The sequence below is a fragment of the Psychrobacter sp. DAB_AL32B genome (assembly GCF_002224105.1).
Lineage (GTDB): Bacteria > Pseudomonadota > Gammaproteobacteria > Pseudomonadales > Moraxellaceae > Psychrobacter.
The window spans coordinates 1-20,385 of sequence record NZ_NEXU01000087.1; the positions used below are offsets into that span (position 1 = coordinate 1).

Annotated in this window: 18 protein-coding genes; 13 read left to right on the plus strand and 5 right to left on the minus strand. The window is 41.1% G+C overall.

What is annotated here, in order from left to right; all coding sequences use genetic code 11:
- Positions 1-21: 21 nt before the first annotated feature.
- Both CAN34_RS10655 and CAN34_RS10660 read right to left on the minus strand, forming a co-directional pair.
- Positions 22-780 (minus strand): disulfide isomerase DsbC N-terminal domain-containing protein, encoded by a 759-nt coding sequence (locus CAN34_RS10655; RefSeq protein WP_254423165.1) that lies wholly within the window; start codon positions 778-780, stop codon positions 22-24.
- Between the two features lie 394 nt (positions 781-1,174).
- Entirely contained in the window at positions 1,175-1,879 is a 705-nt protein-coding gene (locus CAN34_RS10660) for a pseudouridine synthase (RefSeq protein ID WP_079692974.1), read from the minus strand.
- A 196-nt stretch (positions 1,880-2,075) separates the two neighbouring features.
- Here CAN34_RS10660 and CAN34_RS10665 point away from each other — a divergent pair, with 196 nt between their 5' ends.
- The 3 genes from CAN34_RS10665 (at position 2,076) to CAN34_RS10675 (ending at position 4,432) form a co-directional block, all read left to right on the plus strand.
- Entirely contained in the window at positions 2,076-2,672 is a 597-nt protein-coding gene (locus CAN34_RS10665) for a YigZ family protein (RefSeq protein WP_089555640.1), read from the plus strand.
- Between the two features lie 121 nt (positions 2,673-2,793).
- Positions 2,794-3,840, plus strand: coding sequence for a YheT family hydrolase (locus tag CAN34_RS10670; RefSeq protein ID WP_089555641.1), 1,047 nt, complete (start codon positions 2,794-2,796; stop codon positions 3,838-3,840).
- Between the two features lie 49 nt (positions 3,841-3,889).
- Entirely contained in the window at positions 3,890-4,432 is a 543-nt protein-coding gene (locus CAN34_RS10675; RefSeq protein WP_089555642.1) for an acyl-CoA thioesterase, read from the plus strand.
- Positions 4,433-4,712: 280 nt separating this feature from the next.
- On the opposite strand, the gene CAN34_RS10680 is transcribed toward CAN34_RS10675, so the two are convergent.
- Positions 4,713-6,527, minus strand: coding sequence for an NACHT domain-containing NTPase (locus tag CAN34_RS10680; RefSeq protein WP_089555643.1), 1,815 nt, complete (start codon positions 6,525-6,527; stop codon positions 4,713-4,715).
- A gap of 249 nt (positions 6,528-6,776) precedes the next feature.
- Between CAN34_RS10680 and CAN34_RS10685 the strand changes: the two genes are divergently transcribed.
- A complete protein-coding gene (locus tag CAN34_RS10685; protein WP_089555644.1) occupies positions 6,777-7,820 on the plus strand; it encodes a nitronate monooxygenase family protein in 1,044 nt (347 codons plus the stop codon).
- Between the two features lie 237 nt (positions 7,821-8,057).
- On the opposite strand, the gene CAN34_RS10690 is transcribed toward CAN34_RS10685, so the two are convergent.
- Complete coding sequence (locus CAN34_RS10690; protein WP_089555645.1) at positions 8,058-9,005, minus strand: alpha/beta hydrolase; 948 nt, start codon at positions 9,003-9,005, stop codon at positions 8,058-8,060.
- Between the two features lie 260 nt (positions 9,006-9,265).
- Here CAN34_RS10690 and CAN34_RS10695 point away from each other — a divergent pair, with 260 nt between their 5' ends.
- Positions 9,266-10,831, plus strand: coding sequence for an MATE family efflux transporter (locus CAN34_RS10695; protein ID WP_089555646.1), 1,566 nt, complete (start codon positions 9,266-9,268; stop codon positions 10,829-10,831).
- 230 nt (positions 10,832-11,061) lie between these two features.
- Here the strand turns inward: CAN34_RS10695 and CAN34_RS10700 are convergent, their stop codons facing one another.
- Entirely contained in the window at positions 11,062-11,820 is a 759-nt protein-coding gene (locus CAN34_RS10700; RefSeq protein ID WP_089555647.1) for an aspartate/glutamate racemase family protein, read from the minus strand.
- 231 nt (positions 11,821-12,051) lie between these two features.
- Here CAN34_RS10700 and CAN34_RS10705 point away from each other — a divergent pair, with 231 nt between their 5' ends.
- The 8 genes from CAN34_RS10705 to CAN34_RS10740 all read left to right on the plus strand — a co-directional run bounded on the left by CAN34_RS10705 (position 12,052) and on the right by CAN34_RS10740 (position 20,160).
- Complete coding sequence (locus CAN34_RS10705; protein WP_089555648.1) at positions 12,052-12,306, plus strand: DUF2798 domain-containing protein; 255 nt, start codon at positions 12,052-12,054, stop codon at positions 12,304-12,306.
- A gap of 83 nt (positions 12,307-12,389) precedes the next feature.
- On the plus strand, positions 12,390-13,568 hold the full coding sequence (locus CAN34_RS10710; protein WP_089555649.1) for a DUF2157 domain-containing protein: 1,179 nt from the start codon (positions 12,390-12,392) through the stop codon (positions 13,566-13,568).
- Positions 13,561-14,760 carry a DUF4401 domain-containing protein gene (locus CAN34_RS10715; protein WP_089555650.1) on the plus strand — a complete coding sequence of 400 codons (1,200 nt, stop codon included), beginning with the start codon at positions 13,561-13,563 and terminating at the stop codon, positions 14,758-14,760. The genes CAN34_RS10710 and CAN34_RS10715 overlap by 8 nt, the downstream gene beginning before the upstream one ends.
- Positions 14,757-15,380 carry a GDYXXLXY domain-containing protein gene (locus tag CAN34_RS10720; protein ID WP_089555651.1) on the plus strand — a complete coding sequence of 208 codons (624 nt, stop codon included), beginning with the start codon at positions 14,757-14,759 and terminating at the stop codon, positions 15,378-15,380. The genes CAN34_RS10715 and CAN34_RS10720 overlap by 4 nt, the downstream gene beginning before the upstream one ends.
- Before the next feature lie 137 nt (positions 15,381-15,517).
- Positions 15,518-16,495 carry a zinc-binding dehydrogenase gene (locus tag CAN34_RS10725; RefSeq protein WP_089555652.1) on the plus strand — a complete coding sequence of 326 codons (978 nt, stop codon included), beginning with the start codon at positions 15,518-15,520 and terminating at the stop codon, positions 16,493-16,495.
- Positions 16,496-16,961: 466 nt separating this feature from the next.
- Complete coding sequence (locus CAN34_RS10730) at positions 16,962-17,942, plus strand: zinc-binding dehydrogenase (protein ID WP_089555653.1); 981 nt, start codon at positions 16,962-16,964, stop codon at positions 17,940-17,942.
- A gap of 79 nt (positions 17,943-18,021) precedes the next feature.
- Complete coding sequence (locus CAN34_RS10735; RefSeq protein ID WP_089555654.1) at positions 18,022-19,041, plus strand: oxidoreductase; 1,020 nt, start codon at positions 18,022-18,024, stop codon at positions 19,039-19,041.
- A 462-nt stretch (positions 19,042-19,503) separates the two neighbouring features.
- On the plus strand, positions 19,504-20,160 hold the full coding sequence (locus CAN34_RS10740; RefSeq protein ID WP_089555655.1) for a hypothetical protein: 657 nt from the start codon (positions 19,504-19,506) through the stop codon (positions 20,158-20,160).
- Positions 20,161-20,385: the final 225 nt, after the last annotated feature.

The following is a 20,385-nucleotide window of genomic DNA, read 5'->3' on the forward strand; positions in this document are numbered from 1 at the left end:
TTACCGTCACGCCTTTGGCATTCAGCTCGGTAGCTGTTGATGTAGACGGCGGCAGTAAGGACAATTGACATCAGTGGCCACGTAAATAACCGCTCTTTCAGGACTAGTGGCGGGATAATTGATTAACTGCTTATCATCCAAAGTAGCAAAAACAGACTGATTTTTTTGCTTTTCAAATGTTTCATCGAGCCCAATAAACTGACCGTTTTCGATAACTGATATCTCACTGTCGGTGATGTACTGGGCGTCATCTGATAACAAGAACGGCACGCCTTCTAATGTTGCACCCCAAATGACACCTGGCACTGCGGTATAAAAGAAGGGCGTTTTTGCACTCATGTTTTTGAGCGCATCCATATTTGCCAGTATGGCAGATTTGACACTGGCACTGACAGGCTTACCTATTTGCGCACGATTACTACGCGGCGCTACTTTAGTCACCACCCGCTTACTTGGGTTCTTTTGAAGCTCGCCTTGAATGACATATTTACCATCTTTAGTGATATGTAACGGTAACTGTTCCGCTAAATTGACTTGATACATATTGGGTAATTTAGAGGGTACAATCGAGGTTATCTGCGTTTTGATACCCGCTTGAGTCAGTAATTGGCGCAAACGGCTATCAACAGACTTACTGACTGTGCCAATAGCTTGCGTATTCTGGCTGGTTTGGCTTGCGGTTTTATTGGTCATGTCGGTAGTGCTCGGCTGCGCACAGGCAGTGGTTGCCAACAACATAACACCAATCAAACTTGCAGCTTTTAATACAGGGAGTTTCACAGAGACAGTCCTATCTGGTTTTTAATAACGACCGTTATTTAATAATACGTGGTTAATAAGGAAAACTTTAAATAACGATAACTATATTATGTAAAAATGTAGATTAAAAAGATAAGCAGACTGTAGCATATGAACGGATTTTTTAAAGTCTTAACGACCCAATTTTGCAAAATTGCTACTGAGCTTTAAGAGATAGGCAACACAGGCAGCCCTTAATACTAACTGACAGAAACAACTGAGAGCAATAACTAACAGAACTAGCAGACCGCAAAAAGCAGCGCACTTTTTAGTGGCTGCTGATGTTGGAAGCTGATGTCAAAACAATGTTTTTAGAGGATTTGTTTTTAGAAGATTGTTTTTAGAGGATTACTTTAGAATTTAATAGGGCATAAACTTAAAACTTGGCTACTTCTTCAGGTGTTAAGAAGCGACTGTCGCCTTTCTCTAAGCCGTTTAAATTGATATGACCGACACTGGCACGATGCAGCTCAACCACTCTATTACCAAAATAGCCCATCATACGTTTAACTTGATGATATTTACCTTGCTCTAACGTCAAGCGTGCATGAGTCTCGTCAATGAACTCAAGGGTCGCAGGCTTCGTTTCTTCATGATCACCTTCTAATAAAACCCCTTCAGCCACTTCTTTGATAGCATTGGCTTGTGCTGCACTATCCATAGCATCCGCTAGCGTCAGCTCGTAGATTTTGGCATGTTCGTGCTTAGGGCTAGTCACGCGATGTAGCCAGCCGCCATCATCACTGATGAGCAATGCGCCAGTCGTATCGACATCAAGACGCCCAGCAATACGTAAGCTACCAAGTTCTGGAACCGCAATGAGGTCGGTAACGATTGGGTATTCTTTGGCTTTTAAGGTACATTCAAAGCCTTCAGGTTTATGAAGTAGGATATAGCGATTGCCGGTCGCAACCGATAATGGCTCGCCTGCCCATTGTACATCGTCATTGACGATATCGACATGTACACCTGGATCTTTGATGACCTGCTCGTTTACGGTAACTTCACCAGCGTGCAGAATCTTCTTTGATTCTTTACGCGATAGTTCAGTGGCTTTACTCAGAAATTTATCTAGACGCATATATTGCCTACCATCCGTTTTGGGATACTCACTCTCAATCAAAGACCAACGACGCATGCACTCGCACGTTTGTTGTTGGCTATCTTCAATGGTTAGAAGTGGTACTATAATGAAAAATGAAATTTACACTGCGCCAAATACGGACAACAGTGAAAGTGAGACAAGTTTACCATATCCAACCTAGACCTGATGAAATATGAGCTATCAAACATTAAAACGTGCCGTCACTGCGCGCTTAGAAATTAAAAAATCTGAGTTTATAGCTTACGCTTATCCAGTAACCTCGCGTGAGCAGGCGATGTTTCACGTGGAACAACTACGTGAGCAGTATGCCGATGCCCGTCATCATTGCTGGGCATATATTATTGGTGACCCTAATAATACTACCAGTGCAGGCTTTGACGATGATGGCGAACCAAATGGAACAGCAGGACGACCGATATTAAATGTACTGCAACATAAAGCTATTGGTAATATTATTATTATAGTGGTGCGTTATTTTGGTGGTATCAAGCTCGGTGCTGGCGGTTTGACTCGTGCTTATGCTGGCTCAGCGCAAGCGGCAGTCGATGAGATGACGTTAAGTCCTTATGTGCCAATGATACAAGTAAAGATATTGGCAGAATTCGCCACCGAAGCCCAATGCCGCTATGTGGTTGAGAGTTTAAACGGCAGCATTGATGAGGTTGATTATAGTAAGCAAGTCACCTTGACCGTGACGCTTGCGGAAGCAGATGTCAACAATCTAAAAGAACGCCTTGCAATGGATGGGCGCGTATTAGAGTCGCCGTAACTCATGAATATTTTGAGTAACCATTCGTTCACTGAGCGTTCACTGAAAGTCATTGGTTTTGATAACTACCATCGGTATGATAAAGCACTGATTTTTATAACAACTCATATAAGACTGACCTATGCCAACTTCAAAGCCGACCAAACCATTCTCACCAGCTCCTTTTAAACCGCCATTTTGGCTATCTAATCCGCATCTGCAAAGTATCCTAACTAAGTTTTTTGCGCCAAAAGCGCCCAATTATCGCCGCGTGATTAAGCAAGACTCGCTCGGTGAAACAGATATCGCTTATGATTTTTATGATGCCTATCCTGTCGAGCATACAGAAAATGGGGCGCTTGAACAAACGCCATTGATTGTACTATTTCATGGCATGGAAGGTAGCAGTGACAGTCATTATGCACGCGCTTTGGCTTATCAGATGCATGCGCAAGGCTGGCATTTTGTGGTCGCCCACTTTCGCAGTTGTGGCGGCATTCCAGCTAATGGCAGGGTGTTTTATAACGCTGGTGACACGGAAGAAGTGCATCATATGTTAGAAAATTTGCGGGAGCATTATGCTCATATTTATGGCGTTGGGGTATCACTTGGCGGTAATGCACTGGCAAAATATATGGGCGAATACGGCGATAAGGCGTTATGCGAAGGCGCAGCAGTGATTTCTGCACCCGTCGATATGTCATCTGCTGCTATTACTATGCACAGCTTTTTGAGTCATCGCATCTATACACCGTATCTGCTCAACCCTATTATCAAAAAAGCACTGGCTAATGATTTGAGTCAAGATGAAATCAACTCTATCAAAGCCGCCAATCGCATCAGTGATTTTGATGATATTTTTACCGCGCCGCGTCATGGCTATCGCTCTAAAAACGATTATTATCATTCATCCTCTGCCCTACCTTATTTAAGAGATGTCACCCATCCGCTGCTATTAATTACCGCCAAAGACGATCCCTTTATTGGTTTTACCGCCACGCCAAACGATGTCTCTGAGTGTGTCACTATTTTGGATACCGAACATGGTGGTCATGTCGGTTATTTGCGTTATCGCTCGGATAAAGACAAGTCACCTCATCTTTATAAAAAATCAAGATTTGATATTAATTGGATACCTGAAACTGTTAGCGCTTATTTTAACCATATTGGCGTGTCGTCTAATAAATAATAATTTGACCAGCCTTAAACCTATTTTCTAACCTTTTTGAGATTGTTCTATGTATCCATTTATCCGTTATGCCAGCACCATCGCTCATGCCGCGCTACAAGTAAAAAAAGGCAATACATTAACGTTTAAAGATACCAGTGAAATTACTTTTCGCTGCCGTTTATCAGATATTGATAATTTTTTAGAGATGAATAATGGTCGCGTCTTCACACTTTATGACATGGGGCGTACCGACTTTGCGGTGCGTAGCGGACTTGGTAAACAGCTGCTAAAACAGCGTTGGGGTCTGGTGGTCGCTGGCAGTACCATCCAATATCGCAGGCGGATCCGCGCTTTTGAAAAAGTCACTATGAAAACCAAAATCGTCGCTTTTGATGAGCGCTGGATATATATTGAACAATCAATGTGGGTCAAAGGCAAGCCTTGCTCGTCTGCCCTATTGCGCACTGGCGTCACCGAGGGTGGTAAAGTCATTGAGACCGCTCGTGTATTGGCAGCTTTGGGTCAATCTGATTGGGCGCTACCACCGAGCGGCTATGTAGAAGAATGGATTGTCAGTGATGCGGATCGTCCATGGCCACCGAAGGATTAAGTTGAGAAATCAACTAGAATTGAAGCTTGAGCAGTAGCGTGGGTGCTAACCTACGGAGTAATTTTGTAGGTTAGGTTGGCGAATGCGTAAATCACTATTAAAGAAATTTATTTTATGATTTATATAGTCAATTCTAAATAAAAAAGATACATGATGTTTTTACGCGAAACTGGAATAAATTTTTCTGGCTTGCTGTGCCTACGCCGACAGAGGCTGCGAAAAATCCATTTCAGTTCCGCTGTATCGTTTTTATACTGAACTCACTATAGTCACCTATACGCTAAATAAGATCTGCAAAATCCATATCATCTTTCTCTGCCTTGTCAATAAAAGCTTTAGTTTTTTTGATTTCTTCAAGTAAAGTATTTTTGTATAAGTTAGCTATATTTAGCACATCATCATATATTTCTTGAGTAAAATTCTGTGGTAATTCTTCTGTTAGTGATAATTCAAAATATTTTACACCTTCTATCGTATCAACTACTGGCAATGTATCTTTGTCAACATTTTTAGCAGCTTTGTAAAGAATGCTATGCAAATCTATTAAAAATCTTTCCTCAAAAGAAGATAGCTTACTAAAATTATCACTAAATTTTGTTTGTGAACTATGGTTGTTATCACTTATTATTATCTTTGAAAATGAACTTCTAATAAATGATAAATAAAGACTATTATCGTTTGAATAATCTAGCAAGCTATTAATTTTAGAAAGCAAAGGTAAGTGATAAAGTTTATTAAAGTTTAGCTCATCCATCTCTTCTAATAAAGATAAAAAATTTCCTGATTCAATGAATGCTTTGTTTTTTTCCAATCTTTTTAGTATTTTCTCATACACTTTTTCTTTACCTTGCAAAGTCATTTGTTTAACAAATAATGAGGCAAAATATTCTTGTAAGGAGCGATGAGCAAAAGAATACAGACCATTATCTTCAATCCATAATGAAACTGCTGAGCTCAAATCTTTCAAAAACTTTTTATTTTCAAAATTAATTTCACTTTTGTTTTTGATAATTTTGAATTTTTCAAATATGAAATCCGTATCCCAATTAAACTTACTTTCAAAATAAGAGAGATAACAGAATAATTGTAATACTGTTTCAAACTCCTCTTGGACTAGCCCAGACTGTTTTTGTCGAATATAACCTACTTTAGTTTGGCTGTCGTGTTCTGAAAATAATGCTTGAATAACCCTTCGGTAAAAAATATGTTTCTTAGCTGGTATATCTGCATTAGATTTAAAGGTGAGAATATACAACGATAGCAGTAAGGGGTTTGTTAAAAAGCTATTAATATGTCCACTACCATTTGTAATTATAGATTCATTTATTTTATTTCTAAGCTCAACCTCATCTCGTAATTGTGCATCTACAAAACCTGAGATTTCACCGTCTTCCATAGAAAGCTCTTTCACATAGTAATTATGAAATTGCTGTAGTTGCTCAATACCTGAGTAAGGTCTAGTGGTTAATATGAATTTATTTTTAGGATATTTATTGCTAAACTCACTTAAGTTTTGAACGATATCAGACTTAACTTCCACGTTTAGTTCGTCATAACCATCTAAGAAAAATATGAACTTACCCTTCTCAAAGATTCTTTCTAAAATCTTAGGATTTTCAGCGATACAATCTTCTAATACTTTAGTTTTAATATATTCTTGTAGACTGTTTTCATTATTATTTAAATATCGTAATTCTACAAGTACAGGTATAGCATATCCTGTTTTAATTGAGTTAAGGAATAAATGTTTTATAAGTGTGCTTTTGCCACTACCTGCGTCACCTACAATAGTTACAGCATTAGTTTTTTTAAATATATTAGCCACAATATTAGTTTCTATTACTTCATGATCATTTTTTAATTTAACAGGATAGTAAATATTATAAATATAAACTGGTGTATTACCTCTTAGAAGGGTCTTAATTTTAGAATATTGATCAAACTTCTTATTTAAATAATTTTTTAAACCAATTTCAAAAAACTGTCTAGTTTGGTCATTTATATTCTCAACAGCAGGTCTTATCTCATCAAGTATTTTTTTAATTAAGGCTGGAATAGTAGCTTTTAAGACAAGTGGAGTTACGGGATCTGACATCAGAATTCCTTACATTAATATCGGTATTAAAATCGTATAATTAGCTATAGTATTACACTATTTTCTTGACTCTTCCAACAAAATTCTAGTTGAAATCCATCTTCTCAAGTAAGTAAAACCAATTCACTTAACTACAAAGCCTATTTCTTTTATTGAATAACTAAATAAACATTATTTCACACGCACGCCGTCCAGCTTTGTTAAAGTAAGTCATGTAAAACGCCTAATAAAATAAAAAGGACGCCCGTCATGACCTTACTTAATACCTTTGATTTAACCTACCCTATCGTTCAAGCACCGATGGCAGGAGCAACCACACCTGAACTGGCGGCAACGGTAAGTAACTTTGGTGGATTAGGCTCATTAGGAGGAGGTACGACGGCACCAGAGGTTTTAAACGACCAAATTAATACCCTTAAAACCCTGACTAATCACCCTTTTATGATTAATTTAATGGTGTTATCCGAGCACGACTCTACTACTTTGGACAGCGCAATTCCTACTTGGCTCAGTGAGTACTATCAAGAAAACAACATAGAAATGGCGTTACCTGAACGCCCCGCGCTAAGCTTTGCAGATCAGCTACAAGTGCTCTATGACAACCCGGTGCCTGTTGCGAGTTTCACCTTTGGCATTATCAGTGCTGAGCAAGTTCAGCATTTACAGAGTTTAGGTACGCACGTCGTCGGTACTGCCAATCACCCTTTAGAAGCAAAAGAGTGGGCAGAGATTGGCGTCGATGCGGTGTGTGTACAAGGGTCAGAGGCAGGCGGTCATCGAGGCGGTTGGTTGCCGCAAAGCGCAAGTGACCCATTGGGATTATTGACGTTGATTAGCCAAACTCGTGCGTGTACCGATATTCCCTTAATTGCAGCCGGTGGTATTATGACTGGGCAAGCCATCAGAGCTATTCAAACTGCTGGCGCTGAGCTTGCGCAAATAGGGACGGCATTTTTGACTACCGATAAATGCGGAATTAATGACATTTATAAGCAAGCATTGCTCGATGCTAGTGAAGATAAACGTAGTGCTGAAACGCGTTTAACTCGACTGTTCTCAGGTAAGCAGGCTCGTGGGTTATTGAATGATTATCTGCGTGACTTTGCTCAATATGAAAGTGCTCATGATTTGCCGCCTTATCCACAATTAAATGCCATGACCAAATTTTTGCGTGCTGATGCGAAAAAGAATCTTGATCCAGAACATCAATCTCTATGGGCAGGACAAGGGGTTGCCTTGGTCAGACAAGAGAGCACGCTTGAGTTATTAGAGCGGCTGGTAAAAGAGAGTTAGTTTGACGTAGGCTGAGTTTTTAACCCAGCCTACAATATAGTGGATACCCTTTTAAAAGAATACAGTGCTACTAGGATTAATTATTCGCAGCCTCTGTTTGCATAGGCACAGCAAGCAAGAAAAATTGATACCAGTAGCATCTTATAATGTTTGTATTTCTTTTATTTAGGACTGACTATAGCTCATACTTAATCAATATTTGGATCAATCACCGATTAAAAAATCATATGTAAACGACTATTTATTTAACCCTTCACGAAACGCTTTATAATCATTCGCCGTCTGTTTTACCGCCTCTATCATCGGTACATGACCAATTTCTGGCATGGTAATAACTTGCGATTGCGGGATGATTTCTTTTATCAGTGTAACCGTTTCAGGCTTGATTACCTTATCCTCCTCACCCCAAACCACTAGCGTGGGAATATTATATTCAGCAATAATCTTAGCGCGCTCCTCCACATTGTCTTCAACTATTTGCGCTAGTATTTTAGATTCTAGCGCTTTATTAGCGATACGTTCTTGCGCGAATACGGCTTTTACAGACTTAGGGATATAAGGCGGCTTAGACATGACAAAGTCATACATATTGTAAAAGTCTTCGGTCTTATTGATTAATAGCGGATTGTTCTCAAGGGTGGCATTCTCCAAAGTCTTCGGCACGCCCGCTGACCAAAAGCCCGCACTATCTATCAACCACAGGCTGTTGACCTCTTTGGGATACTTCGCGGCATAAGCCACACTGATAGCACCACCCATCGAATTGCCGCCGATATGAATATTGGATGCTAAGCCCTTAGCTTGAAGTAACTCATGTAAGCGCGTTGCTTGCGCCTCCGAGCGATAGTCAGCCGCTATCGGTTTGCTAGAATCACCAAAGCCGAGCAAGTCAGGAATGATCAGATTATAGTTCTCCAACTGCCGAGCAATACGAGTAAAGTTGTCTTTATTACCGCCAAAGCCATGAATCAATAATAAAGGCTCGCCCGCTATATTGCCATTTTCGGCATAGACCATTTTGTCACCAGAGCTTAATGTCAGCGCTTTTATGGCTAAGTCAGATTTTGAGCGTTCATACTGAATAATCTTTTGGGTGGTATTTACCGCTAAGGTATTGGGCGCCGTGGTACAGCCAACGATTGACAGACTTAGTAGAGTGGCAAGGCCTAGGCGTTTTAAGATCATCGAAACATCCTTGTTAAAATCTAGCAGAGTAAATTAAAAAGCATCATCCTAGCACAAGCTTATGTTGAGTTTAAGCGCTCATAATAACTATCCCTCCCTACAAATTGCTCGACAATCGCCTAAAAAAATGGCATGCAAATAATCATAGCGTTTGCTGAGGGGTTACAGCTCTAATAAAGACGGTACCAGTTTTCTGGTTTATGATAAGTATTTTCGTTTAAACAGCCACAAATTAACTGTATGGTACAAAAGGATAAACATTGAGTAAAACAGCTACCTCCACTGGTAAACGGCTTGACCTCACCGAAGGGTCGATTGCCAAAACTATGCTCCTGTTTGCATTGCCAACACTGGGATCATCGGCACTACAGTCGTTGAACGGATCGATCAATGCCGTTTGGGTGGGCCGGTCTTTAGGTGAAGAAGCGTTGGCAGCGACGGCGAACGGCAACATCTTGATGTTTATACTGATCTCTTTCGTTTTCGGTTTCGGTATGGCGTCTACTATTTTGATTGGTCAGGCAATGGGGCGCCGCAACGAATCCATGGTCAAAAAAACCATGGGAACGGCGCTAGGCAGCATTATTCCGATTAGTGTATTAGTGTCGGCAGGAGGCTGGATATTTGCGCCGATGCTGCTTGATCTGCTTGGTACGCCGCCAAGTGCTGCAGGCCTTGCTCTTACCTATATGCGGATGATTTTCATTGCGATGCCAGTCACATTAACGTTTACGCTGATAATGATGGCACTGCGCGGGACGGGCGATTCTACGACGCCGCTTTGGTTCATAGCTATGTCAGTCGTTATTGATTTAATTTTGACACCGACGCTCATTTTGGGTCTAGGGCCCTTTCCCGAATGGGGTATATTTGGCTCGGCCTTCGCAACCGCCGTCGCAAACACACTAGCGCTTATTGGCATGCTCATCACCATGTATCTACGTGGCTCTGTGCTGGCACTTCGTATGCCTGAGCTGCGCTTTTTGCGCGCAGACCCAGAAATCTTGAAGTCGATGTTCTCGAAAGGATTGCCGATGGGCATTCAGATGATCGTCATCTCTTCAGCCGCGTTGACGATGCTGTCGCTGATAAACCGTGAAGGGGTTCAGACGACAGCCGCTTATAGCGCGACCCAGCAGCTTTGGACATACGTGCAGATGCCTGCGATGGCGCTAAGTGCCGCGGCGAGTGCGATGGTTGCACAGAATATTGGTGCCAACCAATGGCACAGGGTTGCAGGGATCACACGCTGGGGGCTCATTTTTAATCTGGTATTGACAGGAGCTGTCATCGTGGTGCTCACCATTTTTGATGAAACCTTTTTAGCTTTGTTTCTTGGCAGTGACAGCCAAGCAGTTCCAATCGGCCGGCATATTCAGATAATGGCGACATGGGGCTTTATGTTTTTTGGTATAGCGCAGGTTTTGTTCGGCACAATGCGGGCAAATGGCTATGTGATTTGGCCGCTGATTGTGATGATCATTTCGATGTACCCGGTACGTCTTGGATTTGCTTTTGGGCTTTATCCAGTGCTTGGCGACGATGCGCTTTGGCTGTCGTTCCCCGCAGGTATGGTGGCGACTGCCCTGATGGGGGTAGGGCTGTATCTGCACGGTGGATGGCGTAAAGGTAAAATGTTGCCCGCAGAAGAGGCTGCGCAAAGATCTGAGGAGTTTCGCGCGAATACAGGTACCAGTGCATCGTTCCGTGATATTTTACCAACAACTGTATGGAAGCTATTACCTTTGCGCCGTATCACAAGACTGCACCGACGACTTCGTAGACGACTTCATAAACGTCATATGATAAAAAAAGGTAAACGATAATAGCGTGGTTTATATATAGTCAGTCCTAAATAAAATAAGCACAAATATTATAACGCGCTACTGATATAAGTTTTCCTTGCTTGCTGTGCCTGCGCAGACAGAGGCTGCGCAATACTTATCCCAGTAGCACTGTGTTTGTTTTATAGTGGATCGACTATAGAACTTCAAGCGAGGCGGCTTTCGCCCATCAGTGTAGAGGATTCACAAGCTGAAAGTGTGTTGATAAAAGATTAAAAATTTGCATTACCTAATAAAAAGTCTACCGCTGCAGCCGCATGAATAGCGGTGGTATCAAATACTGGGATTGGACTGTCTGCTTGCTTAATAAGCAATCCAATCTCGGTACATCCTAGTATCACGCCTTGTGCTCCTTGCTCAGCTAAATCTGTAATCACTTGCCGATAATACTGACGTGAACTATCAAGAAACTGCCCTTGGCACAGCTCATCGTAAATAATACGATGGACTTCTGCTCGCGCTTCGGTATCTGGTATCAGCACTTCTAAGCCCGCATCAATAAGGCGCTGCTTATAAAAGTCTTGCGTCATCGTAAACTCTGTACCAAGTAGCGCTACTTTGGTCAAACCTTGCTGCTTAATCGCAGCAGCCGTGGCATCGGCGATATGAATAATAGGTAAGCCAGTCGCAGCTTGTACCTGCTCTGCTACTTTATGCATGGTATTGGTGGCAATCAATAAGCCTTGCGCGCCAGCCGCCTGCAAGCGTTTACCGCTATTCGCCATTATGTCGCCTAACTCATCCCACGCACCTTTTGCTTGCAAAGCACCAATGGGGGCAAAATCCACGCTATGAATCAATAAATCTGCTGAATGCAAGTTGCCAAGCTCAGACTTGATACCTTGATTAATCAGTCGATAATAGCTTTGGGTACTCTCCCAACTCATACCACCGATGATGCCTAATGTTCTTTGTTGAAGTGTTCTTTGTTGAAGTGTTCTTTGATTAGCGGTTCGTTGTCCCGTAGACATTCTTTATCCTTAATGATTTTTTTCATGATAAAAGTTAAGCATTAAGCTCATCGCAATATAAAAACTTGCACTTAATGATTGATAATAACCATTTTACCTCGTCATCATCACACGATATCATAGTCGCCGCCAAGCATTTGCAATGCTTAACTTCATCCTCTCTCAGTTCACAAAATCACGTTTATTTCAGTATTTAAGCGTGGCTCTCATCATGCAGGACAACATAACGTTATGGCACAATTTCCCATTATCAGAATACGCACACGGCGCAAATACTACCGGCTTATTTTTACCTTTTTAATGGCGCTACTGATGTCTACGATTATATCGACGGCACTGCTACTGATAAACGTCGGTTTTGTCGACGGCTTCTTTATGACATTGTTTCACTCATGGAAATATGCCTTTATAGTGGCGTGGCCGAGTGCTTATATCTGCGCTTATTTGATCCAAGAGCATCTGCTGAGTCGTATTGAGTTTTATTAAGTAGAAATCTATAAACTTTAGTATACCCATGACATATAAAACAGATAAGATGAGCTAAATAATCTTTTTATCTAGAGAATGCTATGAGTCAATCACGGCGTACTATCGAGCAATTGCTTAATAAAGGCGCGTTGTCTGTTGAGCAAGCAGATGCCGCTGCTATATATTTAGAGGTTTATCCTAGCAAACGTACTTGGCTATCCTTTTTTGACAAAGCTTTGCTCATTATCGGGGCGGTTGCCTTAGTATTATCGCTAGTATTTTTTATTGCCTATAACTGGCAGAATTTGGGCAAAATAGGTAAGTTTGCCTTGGTCGAAGGCGCACTTGCTCTCATTATCGCGCTTTACGTTGCGCTCTCTTTTAAACAAAAATTTCAGCTTATTCGCCAGTTATTACTCCTATTAGCAAGTATCATCACTGGTAGCTTGCTAGCGCTGTTTGGACAGGTCTATCAAACGGGCGCTGATACGTGGCAGCTGTTCTTTGGTTGGGCTGTATTGATTACGCCTTGGGTGGTTATTGCCCGCTTCCCAGCGCTGTGGCTACTATGGCTTGGGCTGCTTAATACTTTTCTATTACTTTATCTTAATATCGTAGATCTCTCTTTTATTAATGAAAGCTATCAAAGCGTTATACAAGCTGGAATATTGGCTCTAGTCAATTTTATAGCGTTGAATCTCTGGCTTATCTTTCTCGATAATAAACGTAATATCACTAACCAAGCTCTCAATTCTGATACTGCTACTAATGCTTTAAATTCTGATACTTCAATCTATGATTCTAGTCTTTCCAACGCCAAACACCCTACTAACGACACAGCCTCACAAGCTCAGACTGGTTTACACTGGAGTAGTTATCTTGTCGGTCTAGTAAGCACTATCTCTATTACCTTCCTAGCTATTATCACTGTTTTTGACGTTGATAGTATTTTGGCCACGCTTCTATCTTTACTGTTATGGGGAGGCTGGTGCGCCTTTATGGTTTGGCGTTTTTATATAAAGCAGCTCGATATACTAATGCTGACCTATTTTTGCTTTTCTACTATCATTGTAGTGATGTTTTGGGCGGTTAAATTATTACCAAGTAATTTCGATGCTGGCACATTTCTTTTCTTAACTTTTCTGCTACTTGGCATGATTACTTATGCTATCAAGTGGTTATTTGCGATCGCAAAAGCAGATAACAACCATCCCGAAAACCTTGAAGTTTCTAAAGCTGTTGATACTACTGTGAACAGAAAAGGGGTGGACCATGAATAATGATAAATACCAGCGAGAACTGACATTGTTACAAAATAGCGGCTTAGTCGCTAGCGATTATAGCGTCGCTGATAACCATCTAAGTGACAGATTCGAGAAACATACCCCTTGGTTTTTGCAACTTTTTATCGGTTTTGGTGGGCTGTTAGCCAGTTTATTCTTCACAGGTTTTCTAACCTTAATTTTAGCTGGGTCTAATCTTTTAGAAAGTACGGTAGGATTGATTATAGTAGGATTGCTATTAAGCGCACTGGGTCTTTGCCTATTTAAAGCAGCAAGCAAACATCATAGCCTGTTCTTTGAGTATTCAGCTTTTGCCATTAGTGTCACTGGGCAGCTTTATGTCGCTGCTGGATTATTCTTTTACGAGGTAGAGCCACCCTTAGCATTCTGGCTGTTTTTACTCATTCAGAGTTGTTTGACTTTTATCATACCCAATGTCGTTTATCGACTGATAAGCGCTAGTATCGCACTCGGTGTCACGGTATATTTATTCAATTATTATCAGTTACCTGAATTGAGTTTGGGGGCGTTGGCGCTATTGACTATAGTAACTCAATTGCAACGCTATCCACTATTACGACGTATTTCTAGCCAGTGGCAATCCTATGTAAAAGCTATAATTAGCGCATTTGGCTATGCCAGCGCGCTTATGCTGCTATGCGTTTCGGTGTATTTTATTGCCGCTGAATATGGAAATAGCTTTGGTCACTATAATGAGGCTTTCAGCTACAACTACTATTTGGCACAAGGGCTACTGACGCTCGCCAGCCTTTATGCTGCTTTGCTTATTCTCAAACGCTATCAAGTCAAACTGCTATCATCAGCAAGTATCGTTATTTTCTGCGCTATTATCGTCTTAGGTGTCATGTCGATTTACGTCTCAGGATTGCTTGTCACTAGCCTTATCATCGCCATCGCTATCGCTAATAGTCAGCGCGTGTTATTAGGGCTGGGCATTATAGCCTTGGTCAGCTATATATTTTGGTATTACTACCAGCTCGATACGTCTTTATTATTAAAGTCGGCTTCTATGCTAATTGTAGGTATCGGCTTATTGCTCATGCGTTGGCTGCTCATTCACTATTACCTTGCCAATAGCACAGCATTGGACAACAGCTCGACACCTAGTAAAAATGAACTTAGTGAAAATGAACTTAGTAAAGCTGACAGTCAGGAGCGCTTATTATGAGTAATAATACGATAACTCAAAAGTTGCCGCTGCTGAAGTCGCTTGGATGGCTTGAGAAACGCACTGTTAGAATTACTGTTGCGCTACTTGGACTGGTGATTATCTTAATAGTAATGACCGTCAATGTTGCAAAATACGAGAATCATTTAGCTACTGGTGATACCGTATTATTAGAGCTAGCGCCTGTTGATCCTCGCGGCTTTATGCAAGGCGATTATATGACGTTGCGTTATGCGTTAGAAGCTGAGGTTTTTAATAAGTTAAACGAAAGATTCCCAGAAAACGAATACTATATTAACGCTACTGAAGGTTACGTCATTGTCACTTTAGATAATAATAAAGTTGGTAAATTCAGCCGATTAATAGATGCAAAGCCTACCCATCTAGCCGCGAACGAGATGGCGATTCACTACCGCGTACGTAATAACACCATGAAGCTGGCGACCAATGCCTTCTTCTTTCAAGAAGGTCATGCTGAGGCATTTGAAGCTGCTGAATATGGCCTGTTTCGCGTGAATGATAAAGGCGAGCCGCTATTAACGAACATGGTAAACGATAAATTTCAAATTATTAAAGGGGTTGAGAGTAAAACTGAATCAGCCGATGACGCATCGCTTTGAGTATTGACCGTGGACTAGGTGATAGCCTTCATTAACCAAACTGATATTGCGATAGATGCGCGCGACTTGTTACTGTTGCTTGTCGTTTTAACTATTTAATCAGACAATCACTCAAATAATAAATAAAGGAATTTATCATGCGTAGCGCAACTTATGACCATTTCGGCAAGCCAACTGAAGTACTAAGTATCAGCGACCGCCCTACTCCAGAACCCAAAGCCAATGAAGTGCGTGTCAAAACCATCTTAGCTTCTATTCATAATCACGACTTACTCACCATTCGTGGAAAATATGGCTTTAAACCTGAGCTACCGGCTATCGGTGGTTCTGAGGCCTTGGGCGTCATTGATGCGGTTGGCAGTGATGTCAAAGATTTAAAAGTGGGTCAACGTGTTGCAGCAGCTAGTGTACAGGCAACGTGGGCAGAGTATTTTGTGGCATCAGAAGATATGGTTTTCCCCGTACCTGAGAGCTTAGAGGATGAAATGGCGGCACAGCTGATCGCTATGCCGCTGAGTGCATTGATGCTGCTTGAGTTCTTAGAAGTAGAAAGCGGTCAATGGGTCATCCATAACGCCGCCAATGGCGCGGTTGGTAAATCACTGGCGATGCTAGCGGCGGCGCGCGGGGTCAAAACCATTAACCTAGTCCGCAGTAGCGATGCGCTTACAGAGTTAGAAGCGCTCGATATCAAAAACAATATCAATACGTCTGATGACGACTGGAAAGACCAAGTAAAAGCTATCCTTGGCGATAGTAAAATCAGCGCAGCGGTCGATTCTGTGGGCGGTGAAGACAGTGGCAATCTGTTATCGCTACTGGGTCATGGCGGTGTATTTGCTGTATTTGGCGCGATGTCAGGCAAGCCTATGATGCTGAACCCGACTGATATGATCTTCAAACAAGCCGTTCTAAAGGGCTTTTGGGGCAGTAAACTCAGTCAAGAAATGAGTGTCGACAATAAAAAACGTCTGGTCAAAGAGCTGATAGATCGTGCGGTTGATGGCAAATTAAAACTCCCCGTTGAAGCGGTGTTTGATTTGGCAGATATCTTAAAAGCGGTCGATGGTAAATTGCAGTCTGAGAAGAAAGGTAAGGTGCTTTTAAGAGCTTAATAGTTTCTTAAGTATTAGCATTATTAGCAATGGCGGCGTCTCCTAATTATGGAGCGCCGTCATTGCTTTTTTTTGGCAATCAATCCAGTAACCTAGAAGATAACAGTCTCTAACATTTGCGGTGAAACGTTACATTAACCTTAGACGCTTGTCTTTTACAATTATCAGCAAACAACAAGGTTGCTTAACCAAAGTCAGGTTGAGTACGCTAAGGCTAAGTTGTTAAGGTTGATGACTGATAACGGTTCCGTATATCTATAGTAGAGTCACTTTAAAAACGATACTGTGCTATGGCTATAACTTTTCTTGCTTGCTGTTCACAGGAGTGACAGAGGCTGCAAAAATTTATAGCCGTAGCACGTCACTACCATCGTATCGTTTTTATTTCGAACCACCTATATATTAATAACAAAAATGATCAGCGACTTTTATCTGTCCACCTAAAAAATAAATAAAGGAAATTCTTATGCGTAGCGCAACTTATAATAATTTTGGTAAACCTTCAGAAGTCCTAAGCATAACCGATAGCCCTACTCCAGAACCAGAGGATAACGAAGTTCGTATCAAGACTATCTTATCCTCCATCCACAATCATGATCTAGTAACTATCAAAGGTGAATACGGTAATAAACCTAAATTGCCTGCGACTGGCGGCTCTGAAGCGGTGGGTACTATTGACCTGCTTGGTAAAGACGTAGAAGGTTTTAAAAAGGGTCAGCGCGTGGTCGTTTCTGGTGTAGAGGGCACGTGGGCGGAGTATTTTATTGCGCCAGCCCAACGTATCATTCCGATACCAGACGCCATCGACGATGAAATGGCGGCTCAACTCATCGCTATGCCTATGAGTGCGCTGTTACTCATTGAATTCTTAAACATCGAACCCGGTCAATGGATTATACAAAACGCTGCCAACGGTGCAGTCGGTGAATCCATGGCGATGCTCGCGCCCGAACGCAATATTAATACGATTAATTTAGTACGTAGTAAAGAATCAGAAAAAGAGCTGATTGAGCTTGGTATCACCAAAAATAACGTGGTGACCGATGACGACGACTGGAAAGAGCAAGTACAAAAAATCGTTGGTGATGCCAAAATAAGCGGTGCAGTCGATGCGGTCGGTGGTAAGTCTGGTGGCGAGCTCCTATCGCTGCTAGGTAAATACGGTGCCATGGCATCCTTAGGCTCTATGTCTGGCGAACCGCTGATGATTAATCCTAGCAATCTAATCTTTAATTTGAGCAAGGTAAAAGGTTTTTGGGCAAGCGACTTGATGCAAGAGATCAGTGCCGATGATATGCAACGCTTAACGAAAGAGCTGATCGAACGCGCGGCTAGCGGTACATTAAAGCTGCCTACTGGTGGCGTTTATGATTTAGACGATATTCAAAAAGCGGTCTCTGAAAAAGTACAATCTGAGAAAAAAGGCAAAGTATTGATTAAACCTTAAGCTATTCGTTTAAGCTATTCGTTTAAGCTATTCGTTTAAAGTGCATTCAATACAAAAGCAATAAAAAGGAAATAATAAAATGTCTAACCAAACGGACGCTAACAACAAAACCTTTAAAGCTTTGGTCATCGAAGAAACTAGCGACGGCAAATTCAATAAAAGCATCCAAACGCGTAACCTCAGTGATTTACCAGAAAATGATCTGTTGATCGAAGTACATTATTCATCGTTAAACTTCAAAGATGCCATGTCAGCATCGGGCAATAAAAGGATTACTAAAAACTATCCGCACACTCCTGGTATCGATGCAGCAGGCGTCGTGGTCAGTGATAAATCTGGTACTTTTAAAGCAGGTCAAGAGGTTGTGGTCTTCGGTTATGATTTGGGTATGGATACCGATGGCGGCTTGAGTCAAATGATTTCTATCCCAGCCGATTGGGCGCTGCCCTGCCCAGAAACGCTGACGTTAAAAGAAGCGATGATTTATGGTACAGGCGGCTTAACAGCAGCATTAAGTATTCAAAAATTAGAAAAAATGGGCGCAAAACCAAGCGATGGACCAGTCGCTGTCACCGGCGCAACTGGTGGCGTCGGTAGTATCAGTATCGCTATATTAAAGCAGCTGGGCTACGAGGTCATTGCTTTTTCTGCTAAACCTGAGCAAAGCGAACACCTAAAAGAATTGGGCGCGAGCGAAGTACGTCATCGCGATACCATCAATGACATCGGCAATAAACCTATTGGTCGTGAGCTATGGGCAAATGCTATCGATACGATAGGCGGCGATTACTTAGCAAACTTGCTCAAGCAAACCGAAGCTGGCGGCGCAGTGACCAGTTGTGGCTTAGCTGGCGGCGCTGAATTTTCGATGTCGGTCATGCCTTTTATCACCAGAGCCGTCTCTTTATTGGGCATCGATTCGGTCTATATTCCACTGGCTGATAAAAAGGCTATCTGGGAGCGTGTCGCCACTGATATGAAGCTACCTAATCTCGAAAAGTATGCTGAAGATATTACCCTAGAGCAAACGCCTGAATACTTAGATCGATTTATAGATAGTAAAACTGTGGGTCGTTATGTGGTGAATGTTCGGGGTTAGGTTCTTTGTTTGGAAAATTTATTTTTGTAGGAAATAGCAGTGCCTCTTTTTGGGGTGCTGCCGTTTTTAGTAAATTAAATCTGCGTTCATTTGCGTTCATTTGCAAAGTAGATTTTAAAAAAAATTTTGTCTATAACTAAATTATCTAAAGTAAGTCGTATATAGTGAGTTCAGTATAAAAACGATACAGCGGAACTGAAATGGATTTTTCGCAGCCTCTGTCGGCGTAGGCACAGCAAGCCAGAAAAATTTATTCCAGTTTCGCGTAAAAATATCATGTATCTGTTTTATTTAGAATTGACTATAGCTTCTCAAAACCCAACCTTACTCTAATTCACGACCGTACCAGAACTGATAATTTACTTTTTAGATTAACCTTTATAATTCATTTTAGTTTAAATAATTAGCTATACTTATCGACTCTCTCAAACTCTTAATTAAAGTTATTAAATAGGGGAAGTTATGAATAGCCATTTGAATATATTTAAGACTTATACCGCTACAGATCGAGAGCATCAGTTAGAGAATGATTTAACTAGAGCATTAGCTATTTGCTTTCAAGAAGATCCTTTATTTTTTCACAAGGTTCTAGAGGATATGTTTAGTAGTACACTTTACTACGAAAAACTCTTTGGCTCAATTAACGCTGATACGAGTATAACTATCGATATACAAAGACAAGCAGATCAAATTAACGGTTATGAACATATTTTCGCTGTTTCATTAAGCGAATCTAAAATGATTAATTTTTGGGGACAAAATAATAGTAGAGAATATAATCCAGTCTGCGATATTGTAATTGCTATTAATGAAGTTCTTATAGTAATTGAAGCAAAAAGAAACGATGAAAATTGTACAGCGCAACTTCATAATCAAATTATGAATATAGTTAGACATAATGATGAATTTAAAGATAAAACATTTGATAAAGATAATTTTGACGGAATAGTCACACCTTATGATTTGAATTGGACTAATCTGATGTCAGTAGCAACAAAGGTATTAAGCTTTGAGCAAGCCACTAATAATACAAACAGGTTCCTTTCTGATTTCGTTAAATTAGTTCGAAAGCATAATTATCGATGGATGCCTGAACCTGCTATAGTAGAGTTCACATAAAACCGATACAATACATAAAACTAATCAACTACTCAGATAAATCATGACTTATTCAATCGACTATCGTAAACAAGTGCTGTCTATAGTCAATTCTAAATAAAACAGATACATGATATTTTTACGCGAAACTGGAATAAATTTTTCTGGCTTGCTGTGCCTACGCCGACAGAGGCTGCGAAAAATCCATTTCAGTTCCGCTGTATCGTTTTTATACTGAACTCACTA